General features: G+C 67.5%; 17 protein-coding genes and 4 pseudogenes. 12 read left to right on the top strand and 9 right to left on the bottom strand.

The window, feature by feature from the left end:
* Positions 1 to 9: 9 nt before the first annotated feature.
* Both crtI and ON38_RS13510 read left to right on the top strand, forming a co-directional pair.
* Positions 10 to 1,530 carry a phytoene desaturase family protein gene (gene crtI, locus ON38_RS13515; protein WP_039825128.1) on the top strand — a complete coding sequence of 507 codons (1,521 nt, stop codon included), beginning with the start codon at positions 10 to 12 and terminating at the stop codon, positions 1,528 to 1,530.
* Entirely contained in the window at positions 1,527 to 2,489 is a 963-nt protein-coding gene (locus ON38_RS13510) for a phytoene/squalene synthase family protein (RefSeq protein WP_039825127.1), read from the top strand. Before crtI ends, ON38_RS13510 begins: the two co-directional genes overlap by 4 nt.
* Before the next feature lie 66 nt (positions 2,490 to 2,555).
* On the opposite strand, the gene ON38_RS13505 is transcribed toward ON38_RS13510, so the two are convergent.
* Positions 2,556 to 2,750, bottom strand: coding sequence for a hypothetical protein (locus tag ON38_RS13505; RefSeq protein WP_039825126.1), 195 nt, complete (start codon positions 2,748 to 2,750; stop codon positions 2,556 to 2,558).
* 177 nt (positions 2,751 to 2,927) lie between these two features.
* Between ON38_RS13505 and ON38_RS13500 the strand changes: the two genes are divergently transcribed.
* Positions 2,928 to 3,725: a GTP pyrophosphokinase gene (locus ON38_RS13500; RefSeq protein WP_085995408.1), complete on the top strand. Its 798-nt coding sequence runs from the start codon at positions 2,928 to 2,930 to the stop codon at positions 3,723 to 3,725.
* A gap of 93 nt (positions 3,726 to 3,818) precedes the next feature.
* Positions 3,819 to 4,028: pseudogene (locus tag ON38_RS37490) on the top strand (nuclear transport factor 2 family protein); the annotation flags it as partial.
* 158 nt (positions 4,029 to 4,186) lie between these two features.
* Here ON38_RS37490 and ON38_RS13495 read toward each other — a convergent pair.
* The 4 genes and pseudogenes from ON38_RS13495 to ON38_RS13480 form a co-directional block, all read right to left on the bottom strand.
* Positions 4,187 to 5,329, bottom strand: coding sequence for an NADH:flavin oxidoreductase (locus tag ON38_RS13495; RefSeq protein WP_039825141.1), 1,143 nt, complete (start codon positions 5,327 to 5,329; stop codon positions 4,187 to 4,189).
* Positions 5,330 to 5,334: 5 nt separating this feature from the next.
* Positions 5,335 to 5,856, bottom strand: a complete 522-nt coding sequence (locus ON38_RS13490; RefSeq protein ID WP_039825140.1) for a nuclear transport factor 2 family protein — start codon at positions 5,854 to 5,856, stop codon at positions 5,335 to 5,337.
* 20 nt (positions 5,857 to 5,876) lie between these two features.
* Positions 5,877 to 6,251, bottom strand: a pseudogene (locus ON38_RS13485) (flavin reductase family protein).
* A 445-nt stretch (positions 6,252 to 6,696) separates the two neighbouring features.
* Positions 6,697 to 7,263, bottom strand: a complete 567-nt coding sequence (locus ON38_RS13480) for a TetR/AcrR family transcriptional regulator (RefSeq protein WP_039825124.1) — start codon at positions 7,261 to 7,263, stop codon at positions 6,697 to 6,699.
* Positions 7,264 to 7,406: 143 nt separating this feature from the next.
* Between ON38_RS13480 and ON38_RS13475 the strand changes: the two genes are divergently transcribed.
* Complete coding sequence (locus ON38_RS13475) at positions 7,407 to 7,979, top strand: hypothetical protein (RefSeq protein ID WP_039825123.1); 573 nt, start codon at positions 7,407 to 7,409, stop codon at positions 7,977 to 7,979.
* 49 nt (positions 7,980 to 8,028) lie between these two features.
* Complete coding sequence (locus ON38_RS13470; RefSeq protein ID WP_039825122.1) at positions 8,029 to 8,457, top strand: organic hydroperoxide resistance protein; 429 nt, start codon at positions 8,029 to 8,031, stop codon at positions 8,455 to 8,457.
* Positions 8,458 to 8,505: 48 nt separating this feature from the next.
* On the opposite strand, the pseudogene ON38_RS37485 reads toward ON38_RS13470, so the two are convergent.
* Positions 8,506 to 8,652, bottom strand: a pseudogene (locus ON38_RS37485) (mycothiol transferase); the annotation flags it as partial.
* 184 nt (positions 8,653 to 8,836) lie between these two features.
* Entirely contained in the window at positions 8,837 to 9,298 is a 462-nt protein-coding gene (locus ON38_RS13465) for a hypothetical protein (RefSeq protein ID WP_039825121.1), read from the bottom strand.
* 546 nt (positions 9,299 to 9,844) lie between these two features.
* Here ON38_RS13465 and ON38_RS13460 point away from each other — a divergent pair.
* Positions 9,845 to 10,165, top strand: a complete 321-nt coding sequence (locus ON38_RS13460; protein WP_039825120.1) for a hypothetical protein — start codon at positions 9,845 to 9,847, stop codon at positions 10,163 to 10,165.
* A gap of 361 nt (positions 10,166 to 10,526) precedes the next feature.
* On the opposite strand, the gene ON38_RS13455 is transcribed toward ON38_RS13460, so the two are convergent.
* Positions 10,527 to 11,225, bottom strand: coding sequence for a helix-turn-helix transcriptional regulator (locus ON38_RS13455; protein ID WP_039825119.1), 699 nt, complete (start codon positions 11,223 to 11,225; stop codon positions 10,527 to 10,529).
* A gap of 132 nt (positions 11,226 to 11,357) precedes the next feature.
* Between ON38_RS13455 and ON38_RS13450 the strand changes: the two genes are divergently transcribed.
* Genes ON38_RS13450 through folE form a run of 3 tightly spaced genes read left to right on the top strand, consistent with a single transcriptional unit; the run spans position 11,358 to position 12,926 of the window.
* The gene (locus tag ON38_RS13450) at positions 11,358 to 11,870 is read left to right on the top strand and encodes a DUF2231 domain-containing protein (RefSeq protein ID WP_039825118.1); all 513 of its coding nucleotides are present in this window, start codon (positions 11,358 to 11,360) and stop codon (positions 11,868 to 11,870) included.
* Between the two features lie 40 nt (positions 11,871 to 11,910).
* Positions 11,911 to 12,330 carry a hypothetical protein gene (locus tag ON38_RS13445; protein ID WP_039825117.1) on the top strand — a complete coding sequence of 140 codons (420 nt, stop codon included), beginning with the start codon at positions 11,911 to 11,913 and terminating at the stop codon, positions 12,328 to 12,330.
* Between the two features lie 2 nt (positions 12,331 to 12,332).
* A complete protein-coding gene (gene folE / locus ON38_RS13440; protein WP_039825116.1) occupies positions 12,333 to 12,926 on the top strand; it encodes a GTP cyclohydrolase I FolE in 594 nt (197 codons plus the stop codon).
* Between the two features lie 227 nt (positions 12,927 to 13,153).
* On the opposite strand, the gene ON38_RS13435 is transcribed toward folE, so the two are convergent.
* Positions 13,154 to 14,182 carry an amidohydrolase family protein gene (locus tag ON38_RS13435; protein WP_506330618.1) on the bottom strand — a complete coding sequence of 343 codons (1,029 nt, stop codon included), beginning with the start codon at positions 14,180 to 14,182 and terminating at the stop codon, positions 13,154 to 13,156.
* A 162-nt stretch (positions 14,183 to 14,344) separates the two neighbouring features.
* On the opposite strand from ON38_RS13435, the pseudogene ON38_RS34150 reads away from it, so the two are divergent.
* Positions 14,345 to 14,905: pseudogene (locus ON38_RS34150) on the top strand (DUF5753 domain-containing protein); the annotation flags it as partial.
* Between the two features lie 675 nt (positions 14,906 to 15,580).
* Positions 15,581 to 16,973, top strand: a 1,393-nt coding sequence (locus ON38_RS13425; protein WP_174372411.1) for a beta strand repeat-containing protein, incomplete at its 3' end; no start/stop codon positions are given.

Genomic DNA, 16,973 nt, shown 5'->3' with positions numbered 1-16,973 from the left:
AGACAGCCGATGCGCAGCGTCGCAGGCCGCTGTGATCACGTCGTGGTGATAGGCGCCGGGCTGGCCGGGTTGTCGGCCGCGATCCACCTGGCCGGCCGCGGGGTCACGGTCACCGTTGTCGAACGGGCACCGGTGCCCGGCGGGCGCGCCGCTCGCGCCGATATCGGTGACTACCGCCTCGATCTCGGACCGACGGTGCTCACCATGCCCGACCTGATCGACGAGGTGTTCGCCGCCGTGGGCGCGAACACCGACGATCATCTGCGCCTCGTACCCATCGACCCGGCCTACCGGGCCCATTTCGCCGACGGCCGCGCACTCGACCTGCACACCGGTCCGGAGCCGATGGTCGAGGCGATAACCGCGTTCGCCGGCGCCCGCGAGGCGGACGGTTACCTGCGATTGCGGGATTGGCTGACCCGCCTGTACCGCACCGAATTCGATCACTTCATCGCCGCCAATGTCGATTCACCGCTGTCGCTGCTGACCCCGGCCGCCGGGCAGCTCCTCTTGGCCGGCGGGCTGCGTCGCTGGGACCGGGCGGTCGCCGACCACCTGCGCGACCCGGACGTGCGTAAACTCTTCACCTTCCAATCCCTCTACGCCGGAGTCTCGCCGCAGCGGGCGCTGGCCGCCTACGCCGTGATCGCCTATATGGACACCATCGGCGGAGTGTTCTTCCCGCTGGGCGGTATGCGCGCGCTACCCGACGCCCTGGCCGCCGCCGCGCTCGCGGCGGGCGTGCGATTCCACTACGGGACCACCGCGGTATCCACGCGCCGTTCGGGATCCCGGGTCCAGGCCGTCACCACCGCCGACGGACGTGACATCGAATGCGATGCGGTCGTCGTCACCACCGAGCTCCACCACGCCTACCGGCTGCTCGGTCACCGATCACGACGCCCGCGGCGGCCCGTCGCAGCGCCCTCGGCCGTCGTGGTGCACCTCGGCAGCGATCCCGCTCCCCACCTGGCCCATCATTCGCTACTTTTCGGTCGCGCCTGGCGGCAGACCTTCGACGACATCCTCGGCCGCGGACAACTCATGCGGGACCCGTCACTGCTGGTCACGCGCCCCACCGCCACCGACGCTCTGCTGGCTCCGCCCGGGCGCGAATTGCTGTCGATCCTCGCGCCCGCCCCCGATCTCACCCGGGCACCGCTCGACTGGGATCGACTCGGACCCGCCTACGCGGAGGAACTCGTCGACACGGTGAGCCGGCGCCTGCCCACTCCGCTGACCGGGGTGGAGATCCTGCACGTGCTCACCCCGGCCGACTGGGCGCGCCAGGGCATGCTTGCGGGCAGCCCCTTCGCGCTGGCACACACACTGTCCCAGACCGGGCCGTTGCGGCCGGCGAATATGATCCGCGGTCTGGACAATGTGGTCCTCGCGGGCGGCTCGACAGTACCCGGGGTCGGCGTACCGCCGGTGTTGATCTCCGGGCGGCTGGCCGCCGACCGCGTCACCGGCACCTTCGCCGCCGCCCGTCCGGCTTCACCCATCGAGGCAAGGGTCTTCCGGTCATGATCAGCAGCGAACTGGACGCGGCCGCGATCACCGACCCGGGCCTGCGGCAGGCCTACCGGGACTGCCGCGACCTCAATGCCCGCCACGGGCGCACCTTCTTCCTCGCCACCCGCCTGCTGGCCCCCGCGCAACGCCCCGCCATCCACGCCCTCTACGGCTTCGCCCGCTGGGCCGACGATATCGTCGACCTGCCCGAGCCCGGTGCCGGAACCCCGCAGGCACGCCTGGACGACTTGGCCCGGCAACTATCGGCCGGCCTCGACAACCCGGGGCGGGGCGAACCGGTCGTCGCGGCGGTGGGTCACACGGTGGCACGATACGGTCTCGACCGGAGCCTCTTCCGCGCGTTCCTGGACTCCATGCGTATGGATCTGACCGTCACCGATTATCCGGACCGCCCGGCCCTGAATCGTTATGTGTACGGATCGGCGGAGGTGATCGGCCTGCAGGTGCTGCCCGTCCTCGGCACCGTCTGCCCGCAGCCCGAGGCCGCACCCTACGCTGCCGCGCTGGGTAAAGCGTTCCAGCTCACCAACTTCCTGCGCGACGTCGCCGAAGACCTCGACCGCGGGCGGGTATACCTGCCGGCCGATGAACTGGCCGCCTTCCAGGTGGACCGGGATCTGCTGCGCTGGTGCCGCGAGCATCGACGCACCGATACCCGGGTCCGTGCGGCCCTGGCCGCCCAGCACGCCGTCACGCGGCAGTGGTATGCCCGCGCCCGGCCCGGCATCGAGCTGCTGCACCCGATCTCGCGCCCCTGTGTATCGACCGCCGCAGTGCTCTACGGTGAGATCCTGGACCGGATCGAGGAATGCGACTTCGCGATATTCTCCGCACGGGCCACCGTCGGGCGTGCACGGCGGGCGCGGGTCGCGGGATCGGCCTTCGTCCGAGCGTTGTGGGCCCGCCGCAGCGGCCGGGCCGGCACCCTCACCACTGCTCCGCCGCCCGTGTGACGGCCCGGGGCCGAATGCGCGCCGCCCGACTCGGTACCGGCTCCGGTCTCGGTCGCCGACGGGATATCACTGGCGGGGAAGCATTTTCGAGGTCAGCCACATTCCTACGGCCAGTGCCGCCGTCACGGTGACAGCGGTCAGGAACGAGCCGGCCAGAACGGTGATGCCGATGGAGAACACCAGGCAGGTGAACACGGCCAGGACCGCGGTGCCCCGTTCGACACCGACGACCCGGGGCGGCCGGTTCCGAATCGCTGTCATAGCTATGGACTTCCCACCTACCGGTTTTATGAAACTGTTACCCGAGGTCCGACCGAGAACGCTTCGTTTTTCGGATACCTCCCGCGGTCGCGCCCGCATCGATCGAGCGCCGAGCAGGTCGTGGCGTGCCTCACCCGGCGTGGCGGCAAAACCGCTGGCAACGGCACAATGGAGCCAATGAGAACCTGGCAGCCGAGCCCGTCCGCCCCCGACTCCCCCGGTGTGCCGCCGGTCGGCGTCGACGACGTGCGTGCGCTGCGCGAACAGTTCCTCGACTTCATGCTCGGCTACAAATTCGCGATCGAAGAGATCACCACCAAGATCAATATCTTGCGCGAGGATTTCAACAGCACCCACGAGTACAACCCCATCGAACACGTCGGGTCGCGACTGAAAACCCCCGAAAGCGTCATGGAGAAGGTCCAGCGCAAGAACTACCCGATGACGCCGGCGTCCATCCGGGACAACATCCTCGATATCGCCGGGGTCCGCATCGTGTGCAGCTTCATCTCCGACATCACCGTGATCCGGGATATGCTCGCCGGCCAGGAGGACATCACGGTCCTCGAGGAACGCGACTACATCACCCATCGCAAACCGAACGGCTACCAGAGCCTGCACCTGATCGTTTCGATCCCGGTCTTCCGCTCCCACGGCACCGAACACATTCCGGTCGAAATCCAGATCCGCACCATCGCGATGGACTTCTGGGCCAGCCTCGAGCACAAGATCTACTACAAATACCGCGGCGAAGTGCCGCCGAATCTCCGCAGCGACCTGGCCCAGGCAGCCGCGGTCGCCGCCCAGTTGGACGAGAAGATGGAAGCGCTGCACCGCCAGGTCGACCGCACCGAGCGCACGAAGGCGGAGCCTGCCGACACAGTGGACCTCCGACGCCTGTACAGCAGCCTCGTACCGGACACCGCAGCCGACGTCCGGCCCCCGTCGGCACACCGTCGGCCACCTGAGCGGTAGACCGGCGGCGGGCGGATCCGCCAGAGCGGGACGGCGCGGACCGGCGTACCTCGTATACCGCACCGTGGTCCGCGGAATACCCACCGCCCCCGAATGTTACCGATCGATATTCGCGTGATGGAGGGCCGCGACTCGATCACCGAGATGGTGCGCACCGCGCCGCATCAGGACTACCTCCACGAGGGGTGCGGGCATCTGCTGGATCCGGTCCATATCCGGATCGACGGCGATACCGCGGTGGCGACGTGCCATTCGCTGTTGCTGCGCCGTACCGACGACGATTCGTTCCGGGTGTGGCGGGTGACCGCCAACGGCTTCGAGCCGGCGCGCGTCGACGGAACATGGCTCATCCGGCGGCGGACGGCCCGGCTGCTCGACAGTGGTGCGGCCGCTACTCGGCCGCGCCGCCCGCTGATCCGGCGAGCCCTTGCCGCCCACCGGATCCGCGGGCCGAACGACGATCAGTGCAGACGTCCCTCGTGGACCGCACGATCGAACGGTGTCAGCGGCGCCCCGGTACGCAGTGTCGTCGCCAGCGCCGGGTCGGCGAGATGCATACGGCCGATCGCGACCAGGTCGAACTCGCCGCACTCGAGGCGCCGCGCCACCTCGCCGATATTGTCGACGACCGCCGCCGCCCCTTCGGCCCGGCTGTCACGCAGCGATTTTCCGAGGCCGACACTTCCCACCGCCATCGCGAACGCCCCGGTGAGCTTCTTGGCCCATCCCGCCAGCGACAGCTCACTGCCCTCGAACGCCGGCACATCGAAGCGCCGGATACTGGCATCGAAGACATCGACTCCGGCATCGGCGAGGGGACCGAGGATCACCTGTAGTTCGTCCGGGGTCCCGGCGATGCGGGCCCGGTAATCCTGTTGCTTGTGCTGGGAGAAGCGGAAGAAGATGGGCAGCTCGTCGCCGACCGCCGCCCGGATGGCCGCGACGACCTCCGCGGGGAACCTGCTGCGCGCCACCGCGTCACCGCCCCACCGGTCGTCGCGGCTGTTGGTGTCCTGCCACAGGAACGAATCCAGCAGGTAACCGTGACCGCCGTGCAGCGCGATACCGTCGAACCCGAGTTCGGCCGCGGCGACCGCGGCACGCACATAGGCCGCGCGGATATCGTCGATATCCGCCTCGGTCATCGGCGCGGTAGGGTGTGCGGCCCGCGCGATGTACTCGTCGGAATAGGAGGTCACCCCCGGTGTCCCCCATCGCCCGGAGGGCCGCATCGGCCTGATCGCCGGGTCGACCGCACTCATCGCGCCCCACAGCGGGCCGACGTGCCACAGTTGGGGCACGATCCGGCCGCCGGCCGCGTGCACCTCCTCGACGACGGTCCGCCATCCGGCCAGGGCATCCTCGCCGTACATGCGGGGCACGCGCGGATTGTCGACCGCGGCAGGGTGATCTATGGCGACGCCCTCGGTGACGATCAGCCCGGTACCCCCCGCCGCGCGGCGCCGGTAGTACCCGGCGACATCGGACCCGGGAACTCCGCCCGGCGACGCCGACCGGGTCATCGCCGACATGACGATCCGATTCGGTAGCTCCAGGGAACGGACGGTCAGCGACCGGAACAACGCGGCATGACGATCGGCCATCGGGATCACAGTGCCTTCATGAATCGGAAGAAGTCCGCCGGGGCATCGACCCGCAGGCGGGTGAGTTTGCGGTAGCCGATCAGCCAGCGCCCGTCCACCCGGCGGTACTCCTCGTGGTAGTGGCCGTATCCGTGCAGGTGCAGTTCCTCGTCACCGTCGGACCACCAGAGCAGATCCTCCATCGCCCAGATCCCGCGAGCGGCGGTGGCCGAGGTCAGCTCGATCTCGGGGGTGTGCCCGTGGTGCACGGTGGTCACCCGCACCGGGCCGTCGAGTAGCCGGCGGATCGTATCGGCCAGCAGCTGGTTGCCGACCACACGGTTGGCGGTATCGCCGGTGCAGGGTTGTTTGTCGCCGGGAAGTCCACCCCACGTCTCACTGACCACGTCTTCGGTGTGCAGGGCGGCGTACAGATGCCACTGTTTGGTGTCCATACACCGCAGGCGGGCAGCGAAAACACGCTCGATCTCGGAGATCGCCAGTGCGGCGTCGGCCGCCGACAGACCCGGCGGGAGAGAAGAAGACATGGACGGGAACACCTCCATTTTCAGGCGCTGACCAGGGTTGCGGGTGTATCGATACCGAATTTGCCGCGGAAGAAGATCAGCGGACGCTCCCCGGCCGGGGATTCCGGCTCGAGGACCCGGCCGATCACCACATCGTGGTCACCGGCCGCGTGCACATCATGGGTCTCGGCGTGGACCCGCATCAGCACGCCGGGACGGGCGGATCCGCGGCCAGGAGCGACCGCGGTGATCGGCGCAGAAGAGGACCGGCGGCGGGTCGAGCGAGACCGACGCGAACGATGGCGCGCGAATCCGACCGGATCCGCGCCGTCCATCCCCGTCACCACCGTCACCCCGCCGGCGAACCGGCCCGGTGCGCTGCGCGTCTCGGCCTGCGACATCGACTCGACGGACATCGGCGTCCACCTCCGTTTCGTTGTGTGGTCCAGCGCCCGGCGGCCTCGACGCTGCGAGCGTATGGCCGCTCGGCCGGGATATCGCCCGGACGTTTCGCTCAATGGAAGCCGCCGTCGCAGTCGAGCACCGTGCGGCGTTCGACTACGCACCGGGCCGGTCCTGACGCTGCGGGTGCCGAGCGACCGCACGGGTTCGGCGGCGCGATGCTATTCGCCGGCGAGTTCACCGTTCACCGCCAGAACCACCGGAAATCACCGTCGAACGGACCGAGAGCGGCTACGCCTCGCATTTGGTGGGGCGACAACGTGGATAACGAATGTGGTTCGTGCGCTTGCGTTCTGATCGAGGGGAAGGTCGAGATGGGCAACGCCGCGATCCTCGACGACGAGGACGTCGCGGCCGGATGAATCCTCGCCCGCCAGGCCCGGCCGATCAGCGACAACCTCAGCGTCGAGTTCCGAGACGGGACTCCAGCAGACCTTCGATTCCGAGCAGGAACGTCTCACAGATGGGGTCCGGGTCGGTCAGGCAACCGGCCGCCATCGCGCCGTCGCGCAGCATGACGAAATGCCGGGCAGCGGGCGCCGGATCGGTATCGCCGACCTCGGCGAGGAGTTCGGTGACCGTGGCCAGGAACCACTGCCGGTGCGCGAGCACGGTTCGGTGGACCGGATGCTCGGGATCGGGGTATTCGGCCGCCGCGTTGAGAAACGCGCACCCGCGGAACCCGGGCGACCGGATGCTGTCGGCGATCGCCCGCCCGACGGCCCGGACGGCGTCGACGGCAGCCGGATTCTCGCGGCGCGCGGCGTCGACCTGGGCGCGGATCGATTCGTCGGCTCGAGCCAGGTAGGCGACGACGAGGTCGTCCTTGCCGGGGAAATGCCGGTACATGGTCGCCCGTGTCACCTGGGCGGCCGCGATGATGCGCTCGACGCCGACCGAATGAAGCCCTTCGGAGTAGAACAGCCCACTCGCCGTGTCGAGCAGACGCGTGCGCGCTTCCGACATCTGACTTCTTCCCCTCTCTCGCACTCCGGCTCCGATGCTAGCAGAAAGAACGATCGGTCTTGACAAGTCGGATCGGCACACCTCAGACTTCAGGTATACCGATCGTTCTTTCTCCCATACCTTGCTCATCGAAAGAGAGTCTGATGCCCAGTTCAATCGGGACCGGCGTGGCCGGCTCCGCCACCGGCAGCACCGAGGGGTTGCGAAACCTGTACTACGGCCGCTTCGGCTTCGCCCTGGTCTGGGCGGTTCTGATGCCGGCGGCCGCCGCGACGCTCAACCCGGTCAGCATTGCCCTGCTGCTGCTCTACCCCCTGTTCGACGTGGCCGCGGCCGTGATCGACTTCCGCACCTCGGGCGCCGCCCGCCCGCGTGCGCCGCTGTACGTCAACATGGCGTTGAGCCTGCTCACCGCATTCGGCCTGGCCGCGGCCGTCACCTCCGGCATTCCCGACGTCCTGCGGGTGTGGGGCGCCTGGGCGATCACCGCGGGGATCGTGCAGTTGATCGTCGCCATACTGCGCTACCGCCTCGGTGGCCAATGGGCGATGATCCTGAGCGGCGGAATCTCCACCCTCGCCGGCGCGAGCTTCTTCGCGGGCGCCGGCGCACCGGACGCGTCGCTCACCACCCTCGCCGGGTACGCGGCGCTGGGCGGCATCTTCTTCCTGATCTCGGCGGTCCGCCTCCACCTCCGCGCGGCCCGGACGCGATGACGCCACCGGCCCACCCGCAGTAGAACCCTCACCATCGAAGGAGAACATCATGTCCGAACCCGTCTACACCGCCGTCGCCACCTCGACCGGGGACGGCCGCGCCGGAGGACGCGCGGCCAGCAACGACGGCCTGATCGACCTCACCCTCGCCATCCCGCGGGAAATGGGCGGGCCGGGTGGCGCGACGAACCCCGAACAGCTCTTCGCCGCCGGCTGGGCCTCCTGCTTCCACTCGGCGTTGAAGGCCGTCGCCGCCGGGCAGAAAGTCACTTTCAGTGATTCGGCCGTTGTCGCCGAGATCGGCGTGCACCGCACCGAGCAGGGCGGATTCGGCCTCTCCGCCGCTCTGCACGTGGAAATGGGCGGTATCGAGCAGGACAGCGCCGAATCCCTCGTCGCGGCCGCGCACGCGGTATGCCCATACTCCAACGCCACCCGCGGCAACATCCCGGTCACCGTCGACGTCACCGTCAGCTGAGCCGTACCGGTCGATCTCCGGAAATATCGCCCCGGTCGCGATCTGCTCGCGCAGGATGTCACCGTGGCCGGCATGCCGGGCGAACTCCGCGGTCACGACCGGGTAGATCCAGCGCAGACCGACAACTCCCAGGCGTGGGTGCTCGCGCGTCTCGTCCAGCGGATTCCCCGCCGCGACAAGATTTCGCGCGAGCACTCGCGCAGTCGAATTCCGCGATCACCTCGGCCACGGCTTCCTCCCCGCCCACCCCGAAACCGCCGTGTGCCCACAGGGATCGTCACAGTCGGCATCGGCGAGCCGTCCGAGCGTGCATCCACCACCGGTCGCGGCGGACGGCGACAGATCGAATTCTCGCCGGGAACCACAGTCGAACCGCGGTTCAGCGATCCTCGAGCGGCCGGGCCTCATGTCCGCGTCGGCCGTGCGTACGACGCGCTTCCTTCATCTCCGCCTCGTAGACATGACGCCGGCCCTGGACCAATTCGTCCCGGACCTGGCGTTCGATCTCGCGGAACAAGTCGTAGTAGCCGTCGTCGTACTCCTCGACGATCTGGAAGGTCCACCGGCCTTCCAGAACATTACGGCCGATCAGATCGGCGGCGATTCGATCGGCGAGATGGTGATACCCCGCCTCTCGCAACAACTCCACCGCCCGGCCCAGGGCGAAATCGGCGCGGCCGGTGAGTTGGTGGAACGCGTACAGATGCCCGCGGGCCCGCTCGGCGATCTCGAAGGCCTCGGACACACCACCCACGGCCTCGACCGTGGCATCGCCGACACCTACCGGCCGACGGTGACGCTCCGCGGGCACGTCGCCGTCGCCGCCATCGGTTCCTGCCATTCCGACAGGCTATCGACATACTGGCGGAATTCCCCCGGCCCGCACGGGCGAGTCGGGTGACAGCGATCATTCGCGCCGACCGATCGCTTCGCGCGGTCCGGTGGGTCTCGGCGATACGGCAGGGTCGCCGATCGGCAGATCGACCGGCGTTCGCACGGCGTCCCGATCCTTCCCGCACGGTAATGTTCATCGTCATTCTCACACTAGTAGACACCTTCGCCCCTGCTCCACACACGCCTTTGCCATCAGATTTACGCGCATCAGTCCTCAATCAAACAGATATTTTCACAATTGTCCGCCTATATCGGCAGATCATCGTCCGAAGGCCGATCACAGAAGGCTAAGTACCAAAAACTGATAAGTTACTGATCATTCTCTTCTGGTTGACCAACACCAGGGGGCCGTTTCGACTCGACGAGGAGCTGGGGACGATGGATCGACTCGACAGGCACACGGCGCGCAATCCACCGCCGGCCGATGACACCGCTTCGCACCCGTGATCCGAACCCGCCCACCACTGTTCGTCGACCGTCCGAAGGAAGAACGATGATGCGCACTCCCCTCCACCTGGCCGCCACCTCGATCGCGGCGGTCGGTCTGATCGCTACCGCGGCCGGCGCGACGGCCGCTCCCCCGGCCGCGCCGAACCCCGCCTCGGTCGCCGCCGCCGAAGCCGGAACCGGCTCGGCCATGGTGGACTCGGGGTCGGCGGCCGCGCAGTCGGCGGTCGAAACCGTCCAGCGCGGCGACATCATCGGGATCATCGTGCTCCTCGCCCTCACGCCCTTCCAGATGCTGACCGGCGGCGTCTGCGACCTCGCCACCTTCTCCTCCCTGCCGAACCCGTGTGCCCCGAGCACCTACTGAGCGACCGGCACCCGCCCGGGCCGCCCCGGCAGCCCTCCCCCCGACAGCGGTGGCCGGCCTGCCCCGATAACGCACGAAACGCCGCCGGGCACAAAGTCCGGCGGCGTCCTGATAGTTGTCGACGTCCCACAAGCGCCTCTCGGCGAGTGGTCGCTCGCAGCGACCGATGGGGTGAGGCCCGGGGGCTGTCCGGACGCCGACGGGTGTCCCAACGACACCGGGTGGGGCTCTATTCCACCGAGCGTGCGCCGTGGGCCACCCGGCATGCCACCGGTGCGCAGGTCCGGGTCGGGGGTCGAAGGTCCAGGTCGCGTTCCGCCTCCGAACAGGCCGTATTCCGGTAGTTGAGCACCGCGGCCGATCAGGAGTCGGGTCCGGCGTTGATTTCGACACAGCATTCGCCGGCGGCGGGGGCGAGGTCGGCGCGGACGGCGTCGGCCTCCAGTCCGCGGAGGAGCCCGGTGAGATATGCGTGGTTGAGCGAGCACACCAGGTCGGGCTCCCGGGCCGCCAGCGGATGGAAGGGGCAATTGCGCAGTCGCAGGCAGGCCGGTGCGGTCCGCGCGGGTTCGAAACCCTGTTCGCCGAGCGTAACGACCAGGAGCGTGATGGTGCGTTCGGCACCGAGCCGGCCCGGACGTAACCGTTCACGGATCTCCCGGCCGGTGGCGACACCCCGATCGCCCGCGACGCGCAGCGTGGCATCGCGCGCGGATTCCCCGGTAGCCTCGGTGAGGACGGCCTGCATCAGTATCTCTGCGAGGATCTCGTGGCGGCGTTCCGGAATGCTGACACGTACCTCGATATCGGCGGGTTCGTACACCTTCGGCGCCCGTCCGACGCGCCGGATCCCGCCGGCATGTTCATAGTGCGCCCGCAGTAGCCCGGTGGCGACGAGTTTGTCGAGGTGGAACGCGGCGAGTTTGCGGGATATCCCGGCATGTCCGGCGGCTTCGTCACGGGTCACGGGACGTGCGGCGCGCCGGATGAACCAGTACATGCTCCGGCGTAGATCGTCGTCCAGTGCGGCAACGGCGCCGATATCGGCTTCACTGGTCACCAGTCCACAATAACGCCGATCTTATTGGGTGTAACCCGCCGGACGGCAAGCGGAGACACGGGACTTGACCCTCCCGCTCGATTGAACCAAACTTTATTGGTGTAATTACTCCCCGGTGGTGCGGAGGTTGTCATGACCGATGACTGGCGACAGGCCAAACGCCCGGTCAGCGCCGTGCTGGCCGGGCCGTACGGGCACCCGTTCCATCCGATCCTGGTCACCGTGCCGATCGGAGCATGGCTGGCCAGTGTCGTGTTCGATATCGGCTCGCACCTGGTCGACGATCCCGGATTCCTGGCGCGGGGCGCACAGTGGCTGATCGCGATCGGCGTGCTGGGCGCGCTCGCCGCGGCGACGGTCGGATTCCTGGACCTGTTCGCCATCCCGACCGGCACGCCCGCCTTCCGGACAGGGCTGGTGCATATGAGCCTGAATCTGGCGGTCACCGTGGCGTTCGCACTCGATTTCTGGTGGCGCGTCGCCGGCACCGATGCCGACGTCGCCGTCGCGGGTGGCCCGCTGACCCTGTCGATCGCCGCCGTCGCGGTGCTGGCGGTGTCGGGATATCTGGGCGGCAAACTCGCCTACCACTACGGTGTGCGGGTCGCCGACGAGCACACCCAGGCCACCGGTTTCCGGCGCTGACCTCTCCCCCCCCTGTCCCTTCTCTTCCTCAGGAGTCATCATGGGCATCGCGGCTCTGATTCTCTGGCTGCTCACCGCGGTCGGCGGCTTCGTCCTGTTGGGCACGTGGCTCGCCAAAGGCGGTGCGCGTGATTCGGATTCCAGCCACCTTCCCGTTCCGGTGGTGTTCGGGCACTTCCTGCTCGCCGTGGCCGGGCTGGTGGTGTGGATCGTCTATCTCGCCGTCGACAATGACGCGCTGGCCTGGGTCGCCTTCGGGCTGCTGGTGCCCGTCGCGCTGCTCGGGTTCGTGATGCTGGCACGCTGGCTGCCGGTCTACCGCTCCCGCACCACCGGGCTGGTGGGCAAGACGCCGCCCGAACGGCACTTCCCGGTGGCGATTGTCGGTGGGCACGGCGTGTTCGCGGTCGCCACTCTCGTGCTGGTGCTGCTCACCGCGCTCGGTGTCGGGGGAAGCTGATCATGTCCCAGCCCGCCCTACGTGTTGTCCACGACAGCAGCGCTGTCGATCTGACCGCCGCCGAGGACGCCGCCCGCACCTTTCTGACCGCTCTCGGCGTGCGGCTGGACAGCGAACATCTCCAGGCCACGCCGGGGCGGATGGCCCGGGCCTATGCCGAGTTGTTCACCCCGCGCGCATTCGATCTGACCACCTTCCCGAACGAGGAGGGCTACGACGAACTCGTGCTGGCCCGCCGCATCCCCCTGCGGTCGGTGTGTGAACATCACCTGCTGCCGTTCGTGGGCGTCGCGCACGTCGGCTACCTGCCCGGCGACCGCATTCTCGGACTGTCGAAACTGGCCCGGATCGTCGAACACTTCTCCCGCCGGCCGCAGGTCCAGGAACGGCTGACCAAACAGGTCGCCGACTGGCTCGACCGGCATCTGCAGCCCAAGGGCGTCGGCGTCGTCATCGAAGCCGAACACACCTGCATGACCCTGCGCGGCGTGCAAGCCGTCGGAACCACCACCGTCACCTCCACCCTGCTCGGCACCCTGCGCGAAGACGCCCGATCCCGCCAGGAGTTCTTCTCCCTCGCCGGAATCGGCCCGTAACGCGCCAGATGCCGCCTCCGGGTCGCCGCCCGCCGGCGCCGTCATGGCCCTGCTCTTACCGCTGTCGCCGGCGACAGTGGCAAAACCCGAACTGCTCCGGTCGTGCCGCAACCGGCTCGGCCGAGAAGTCGTTCAGCTCAGTGGCTACTCGGTGTTCCGCGGTGCGTCCCGATACACCGGTGGGATGAGGTGCTGATGGACGTCGATTCGGTCGTGGCGCACAGCGCTCATCCGCCGACGGCTTCGGCGAGACGCGGCAGCTGTCGCAGCGGGTTGTAGCGCTCGATCTCCATGCGCTGATCGGTGTCGAAGATTTCGCTCAGCCGGGGCGCGGGATCGTTGTCTCCGGATTGCGGCAGGGTGGCGGCGCTGAAGGGCCAGTCGGAGCCGAAGACGATGTGGTCGCGGCCGGTGACGGCCAGGGTGGCGGACATAGCGGCGGGTGAGGCGCTCAGCGCGGTGTCGTAGAAGAAGCGGGAGATCTGCCGTTCGGTATCGAGTACCGAAGGCCTGGGCAGGTCTTGCGGCCAGAGGTCGCCCAAGACCGTTTGCGAGACGACGCCGATCCGGTGGGACAGGAACGGCAGCGTTCCACCGGCGTGGGCGAGCTGGAAGCGGATATCGGGGTAACGCTGCGTCATCCCGGTCACCATCATCATGGTCGCCGCGCGCGTGGTGTCGAAGGTGAATTCCTCGATGAAATCCGGCAACGGAAGTTCAGGTTTCGCGTCGGCGGCGATGCCAGCCGGGTGGACGAACACATATGCCCTGCGCTGGTTCAACGCGATCATCAGCGGTTCGAACCGCGGGTCACCGAGGTAGATGCCGTCGTAGGCGGACAGCAGTACCACCCCGTCCAGCCGCAGCGTGTCCAGAGCGTAGATCGCTTCTTCGATGGCGGCCGGGATATCGGGCATCGGCAGCACGGCGAATGCACCGAAGCGGGTGGGATACCGCCTGAACAAGTCCGCGGCGTAGGTATTGCAGTACCGGGCCATATCGTTGGCGTCCCTGCCCCGCAGGTAGGACACTCCGGGCGCCGCCGCTTCCCTCGGGCCTGCTGCGAGGTCGGCAGGCGCGGATCGGGGCCGGCCGCCGGACCCGGTAGGCGCGGAAGGTAGATGTAGCTGCCGGCGCAACTCTTCGACCAGGGGCCCTGTCGCGCCGCTCGCCGCGGTTCCGAAAACGAACCGGTCCGGCCGCAGCAGGACCACACCACCGGGACGAACCCGGCCTCGGCGGAACCACCTGGTCAAGGTACCGGTGTGGTCGACGACCTGCTGATATGGTGCCGCGTTACCGATGCGGCGTCGGCCTACGAAGACCTCGTCGCCACATTGCGCAACACGCAGTCCATGTACTTGGATTAGCGGCGGGTCGTCGCGTCCGGACGGTCCCACCGACAGCGCCGATCTCTCCAGATCGACGACCGCGCACAGCACGTGCGATGGTACGAGAACACCGTTGTACCCGGCCTCCTCCAAACCCGGGAATATGCGCGGGCGGTGCCGGCCGAGTGCCGGCGACTGATTGCAGGCGGTCGAGATGACATCGACGAAGCTGTGGCGGTGCGTATGACCCGCCAGCGAATCTTGCACACTGGCAGTCGTCGGTTCGCATTCATCGTCGCTGAGGCCGCGTTGCACCAAGTGGTCGGAACACGAGCCGTGATGGCCGACCAGATGCGGAGGCCGACCGAGGAGGCCAGTAACCCGCGTGTTGATTTCGGGGTGATTCCGCTGACCGCGAATTCGCTACTCGGGTCTCACGGGTTTGCGATGTTCGACCGTGAGTCGGTGATCGTCGAGACCGTCAGCGCAGAGTTGACCATCACACGGCCGTCTGAGATCGCGGGGTACGACCACACGTTCACAGCTATGCACGAGATTGCGTTGCAGGGCAGCGCCGTCGTTGAAGTTTTGACTCGGTTGACGGCTGAGCATGAGCGTCTGTCAGATCGCGCCCGCGAGGACCAGTGACGAGATCACCGGGTGCATGCCGAAGCCATTCAGTCGATGATCGATGGTCAACGCTTCATATTCTGACTGTCGACGAATCTCGCGTCAGCAACTCTCGGTGACGTCTCTACCGAACCGCCCTCGCTGGGCGTCAGCGCGTGATCGCCCGGCAACTCACGTTTCTTTTCGGCCGCGCCGGCTGCACTGAAGGCGGCCATGAGTTTCATATCCGCTGCCGTTGTCGAAAAGGCAGTGTTTTCGCCGACCTGATCGCATCGCACAGTTGCCGCGCGATTCAATAATTCATCGATGAATAGACGATGCCGAAAATAGGATCAGGTCCAATACCACTTTCCGTGATGGGCTTGGCTCTGGCGTGGCGAGCGTGGCCGTCCGGCTGGACTCGACGATCTCCGGTACGGCATCCAGAACGCTACTTCGTGGTCACCGGCCCGTTCCGGCAAGTGCCGCATCGCGGTATCGGTGCTGTCGGCCACCGCCGAGCATCCGGTGATGGCGGCGATCACCAACGGGCCGAGCAGCCCTAAAACGGATACAAACCGGACCAAATCGGACCGGAGATGCATTGCCGAAGTGCCTCCACCGGAGGGTTACTGGATATATCCCCCGGTAACAGCTGGATCTGTGCTGCTGCGGGAGAGCTCGTTTCACTGATCACCAATCGAAGGTAAGCAAATGGCCCCTGTTATCACCTCGCTGACACCGTCTTCCGGCCCGGCCGCGGGTCTCAACTCTGTCATCATCACCGGCTCCGGATTCAGTGGTGTCGGCCCGTTGACCGTCCGGTTCGGCACGACGGCAACGACATTCACCATCGACTCCAATACCCAGATCACGGCTATCGTCCCGCCGGGAACCGGCACGGTGAACGTCACCGTACAGGCGTTGCTGGACGGCACGAGCAATCCGCTGCCCTACACCTATGTCGGGGTTCCGGCCTTGACCGGCATCAGCCCGGCTTCCGGGGCGGCGGCCGGTGGAACGACGGTGGTGCTGACGGGTACGAATCTGACGGGAGCGACCGCGGTGAGTTTCGGCGGCACCCCGGCGACTTCGTTCACCGTGAACTCGTCGACGCAAATCACTGCGGTGGCACCTGCCCATTCGGTCGGTACGGTGTTGGTCAGAGTCACCACGGCCGGCGGGACCAGCAACGGGGTCTCCTACACCTACATCGCGGTACCGACACTGACCGCTGTCACCCCGAACACCGGTCCCGTGACGGGCGGGACGACGGTCGTGCTGACGGGTACGAATCTGACGGGAGCGACCGCGGTGAGTTTCGGCGGCACCCCGGCGACTTCGTTCACCGTGAACTCCGCGACACAGATCACCGCCGTCGCCCCCGCAGGAGCGGCCGGAACAGTATCGGTCACCGTCACCACAGCCGGTGGAACGAGCAACGGGGTCTCCTACACCTACGTCGCGGTACCCACCCTGACCGCCATAGCCCCGAACGCCGGTCCGGTGGCCGGCGGGACCACGGTGGTGCTGACAGGTACGAATCTGACGGGCACGACGGCGGTGAGTTTCGGCGGTACGCCCGCGACTTCGTTCACGGTCAACTCCTCGACGCAGATCACCGCGGTGACGCCCGCCCATTCAGCCGGGTCGATACTGGTCACCGTCACCACAGTCGGCGGAACCAGCAACGGGGTCTCCTACACCTACGTCGCGGTACCGACGCTGACCGCTATCGCACCGAACGCCGGTTCCGTGACCGGCGGGACAACGGTCGTGCTCACCGGCACGAATCTGACGGGAGCCACCGCGGTGAACTTCGGTGGTACACCGGCGACGTCGTTCGTCGTGAACTCCGCCACGCAGATCACGGCCGTCGCTCCCGCAGGAGCGGCCGGAACAGTATCGGTCACCGTCACCACAGCCGGTGGAACAAGTAACGGCGTCGCGTACACCTACGTCGCGGTACCCACCCTCACCACCATTGCACCGAACGCCGGTCCCGTGACCGGCGGCACCACGGTCGTCCTCACCGGAACAGGTCTGACCGGAGCGACCGCGGTGAACTTCGGTGCCACCCCGCGACCTCGTTCGTCGTGGACTCCGA

This window comes from Nocardia testacea NBRC 100365, assembly GCF_000308775.1.
GTDB lineage: Bacteria > Actinomycetota > Actinomycetes > Mycobacteriales > Mycobacteriaceae > Nocardia > Nocardia testacea.
The sequence above is the reverse complement of the archived record's forward strand: the minus strand, read 5'-3'. Positions and strand labels throughout refer to the sequence as shown.

Excerpts from the sequence above, each read along its gene's own strand:
- crtI (WP_039825128.1), top strand. The coding sequence starts at position 10 with ATGCGCAGCGTCGCAGGCCGCTGTGATCACGTCGTGGTGATAGGCGCC.
- ON38_RS13510 (WP_039825127.1), top strand. The coding sequence starts at position 1,527 with ATGATCAGCAGCGAACTGGACGCGGCCGCGATCACCGACCCGGGCCTG.
- ON38_RS13505 (WP_039825126.1), bottom strand. The coding sequence starts at position 2,750 with ATGACAGCGATTCGGAACCGGCCGCCCCGGGTCGTCGGTGTCGAACGG.
- ON38_RS13500 (WP_085995408.1), top strand. The coding sequence starts at position 2,928 with ATGAGAACCTGGCAGCCGAGCCCGTCCGCCCCCGACTCCCCCGGTGTG.
- ON38_RS13495 (WP_039825141.1), bottom strand. The coding sequence starts at position 5,329 with ATGGCCGATCGTCATGCCGCGTTGTTCCGGTCGCTGACCGTCCGTTCC.
- ON38_RS13490 (WP_039825140.1), bottom strand. The coding sequence starts at position 5,856 with ATGTCTTCTTCTCTCCCGCCGGGTCTGTCGGCGGCCGACGCCGCACTG.
- ON38_RS13480 (WP_039825124.1), bottom strand. The coding sequence starts at position 7,263 with ATGTCGGAAGCGCGCACGCGTCTGCTCGACACGGCGAGTGGGCTGTTC.
- ON38_RS13475 (WP_039825123.1), top strand. The coding sequence starts at position 7,407 with ATGCCCAGTTCAATCGGGACCGGCGTGGCCGGCTCCGCCACCGGCAGC.
- ON38_RS13470 (WP_039825122.1), top strand. The coding sequence starts at position 8,029 with ATGTCCGAACCCGTCTACACCGCCGTCGCCACCTCGACCGGGGACGGC.
- ON38_RS13465 (WP_039825121.1), bottom strand. The coding sequence starts at position 9,298 with ATGGCAGGAACCGATGGCGGCGACGGCGACGTGCCCGCGGAGCGTCAC.
- ON38_RS13460 (WP_039825120.1), top strand. The coding sequence starts at position 9,845 with ATGATGCGCACTCCCCTCCACCTGGCCGCCACCTCGATCGCGGCGGTC.
- ON38_RS13450 (WP_039825118.1), top strand. The coding sequence starts at position 11,358 with ATGACCGATGACTGGCGACAGGCCAAACGCCCGGTCAGCGCCGTGCTG.
- ON38_RS13445 (WP_039825117.1), top strand. The coding sequence starts at position 11,911 with ATGGGCATCGCGGCTCTGATTCTCTGGCTGCTCACCGCGGTCGGCGGC.
- folE (WP_039825116.1), top strand. The coding sequence starts at position 12,333 with ATGTCCCAGCCCGCCCTACGTGTTGTCCACGACAGCAGCGCTGTCGAT.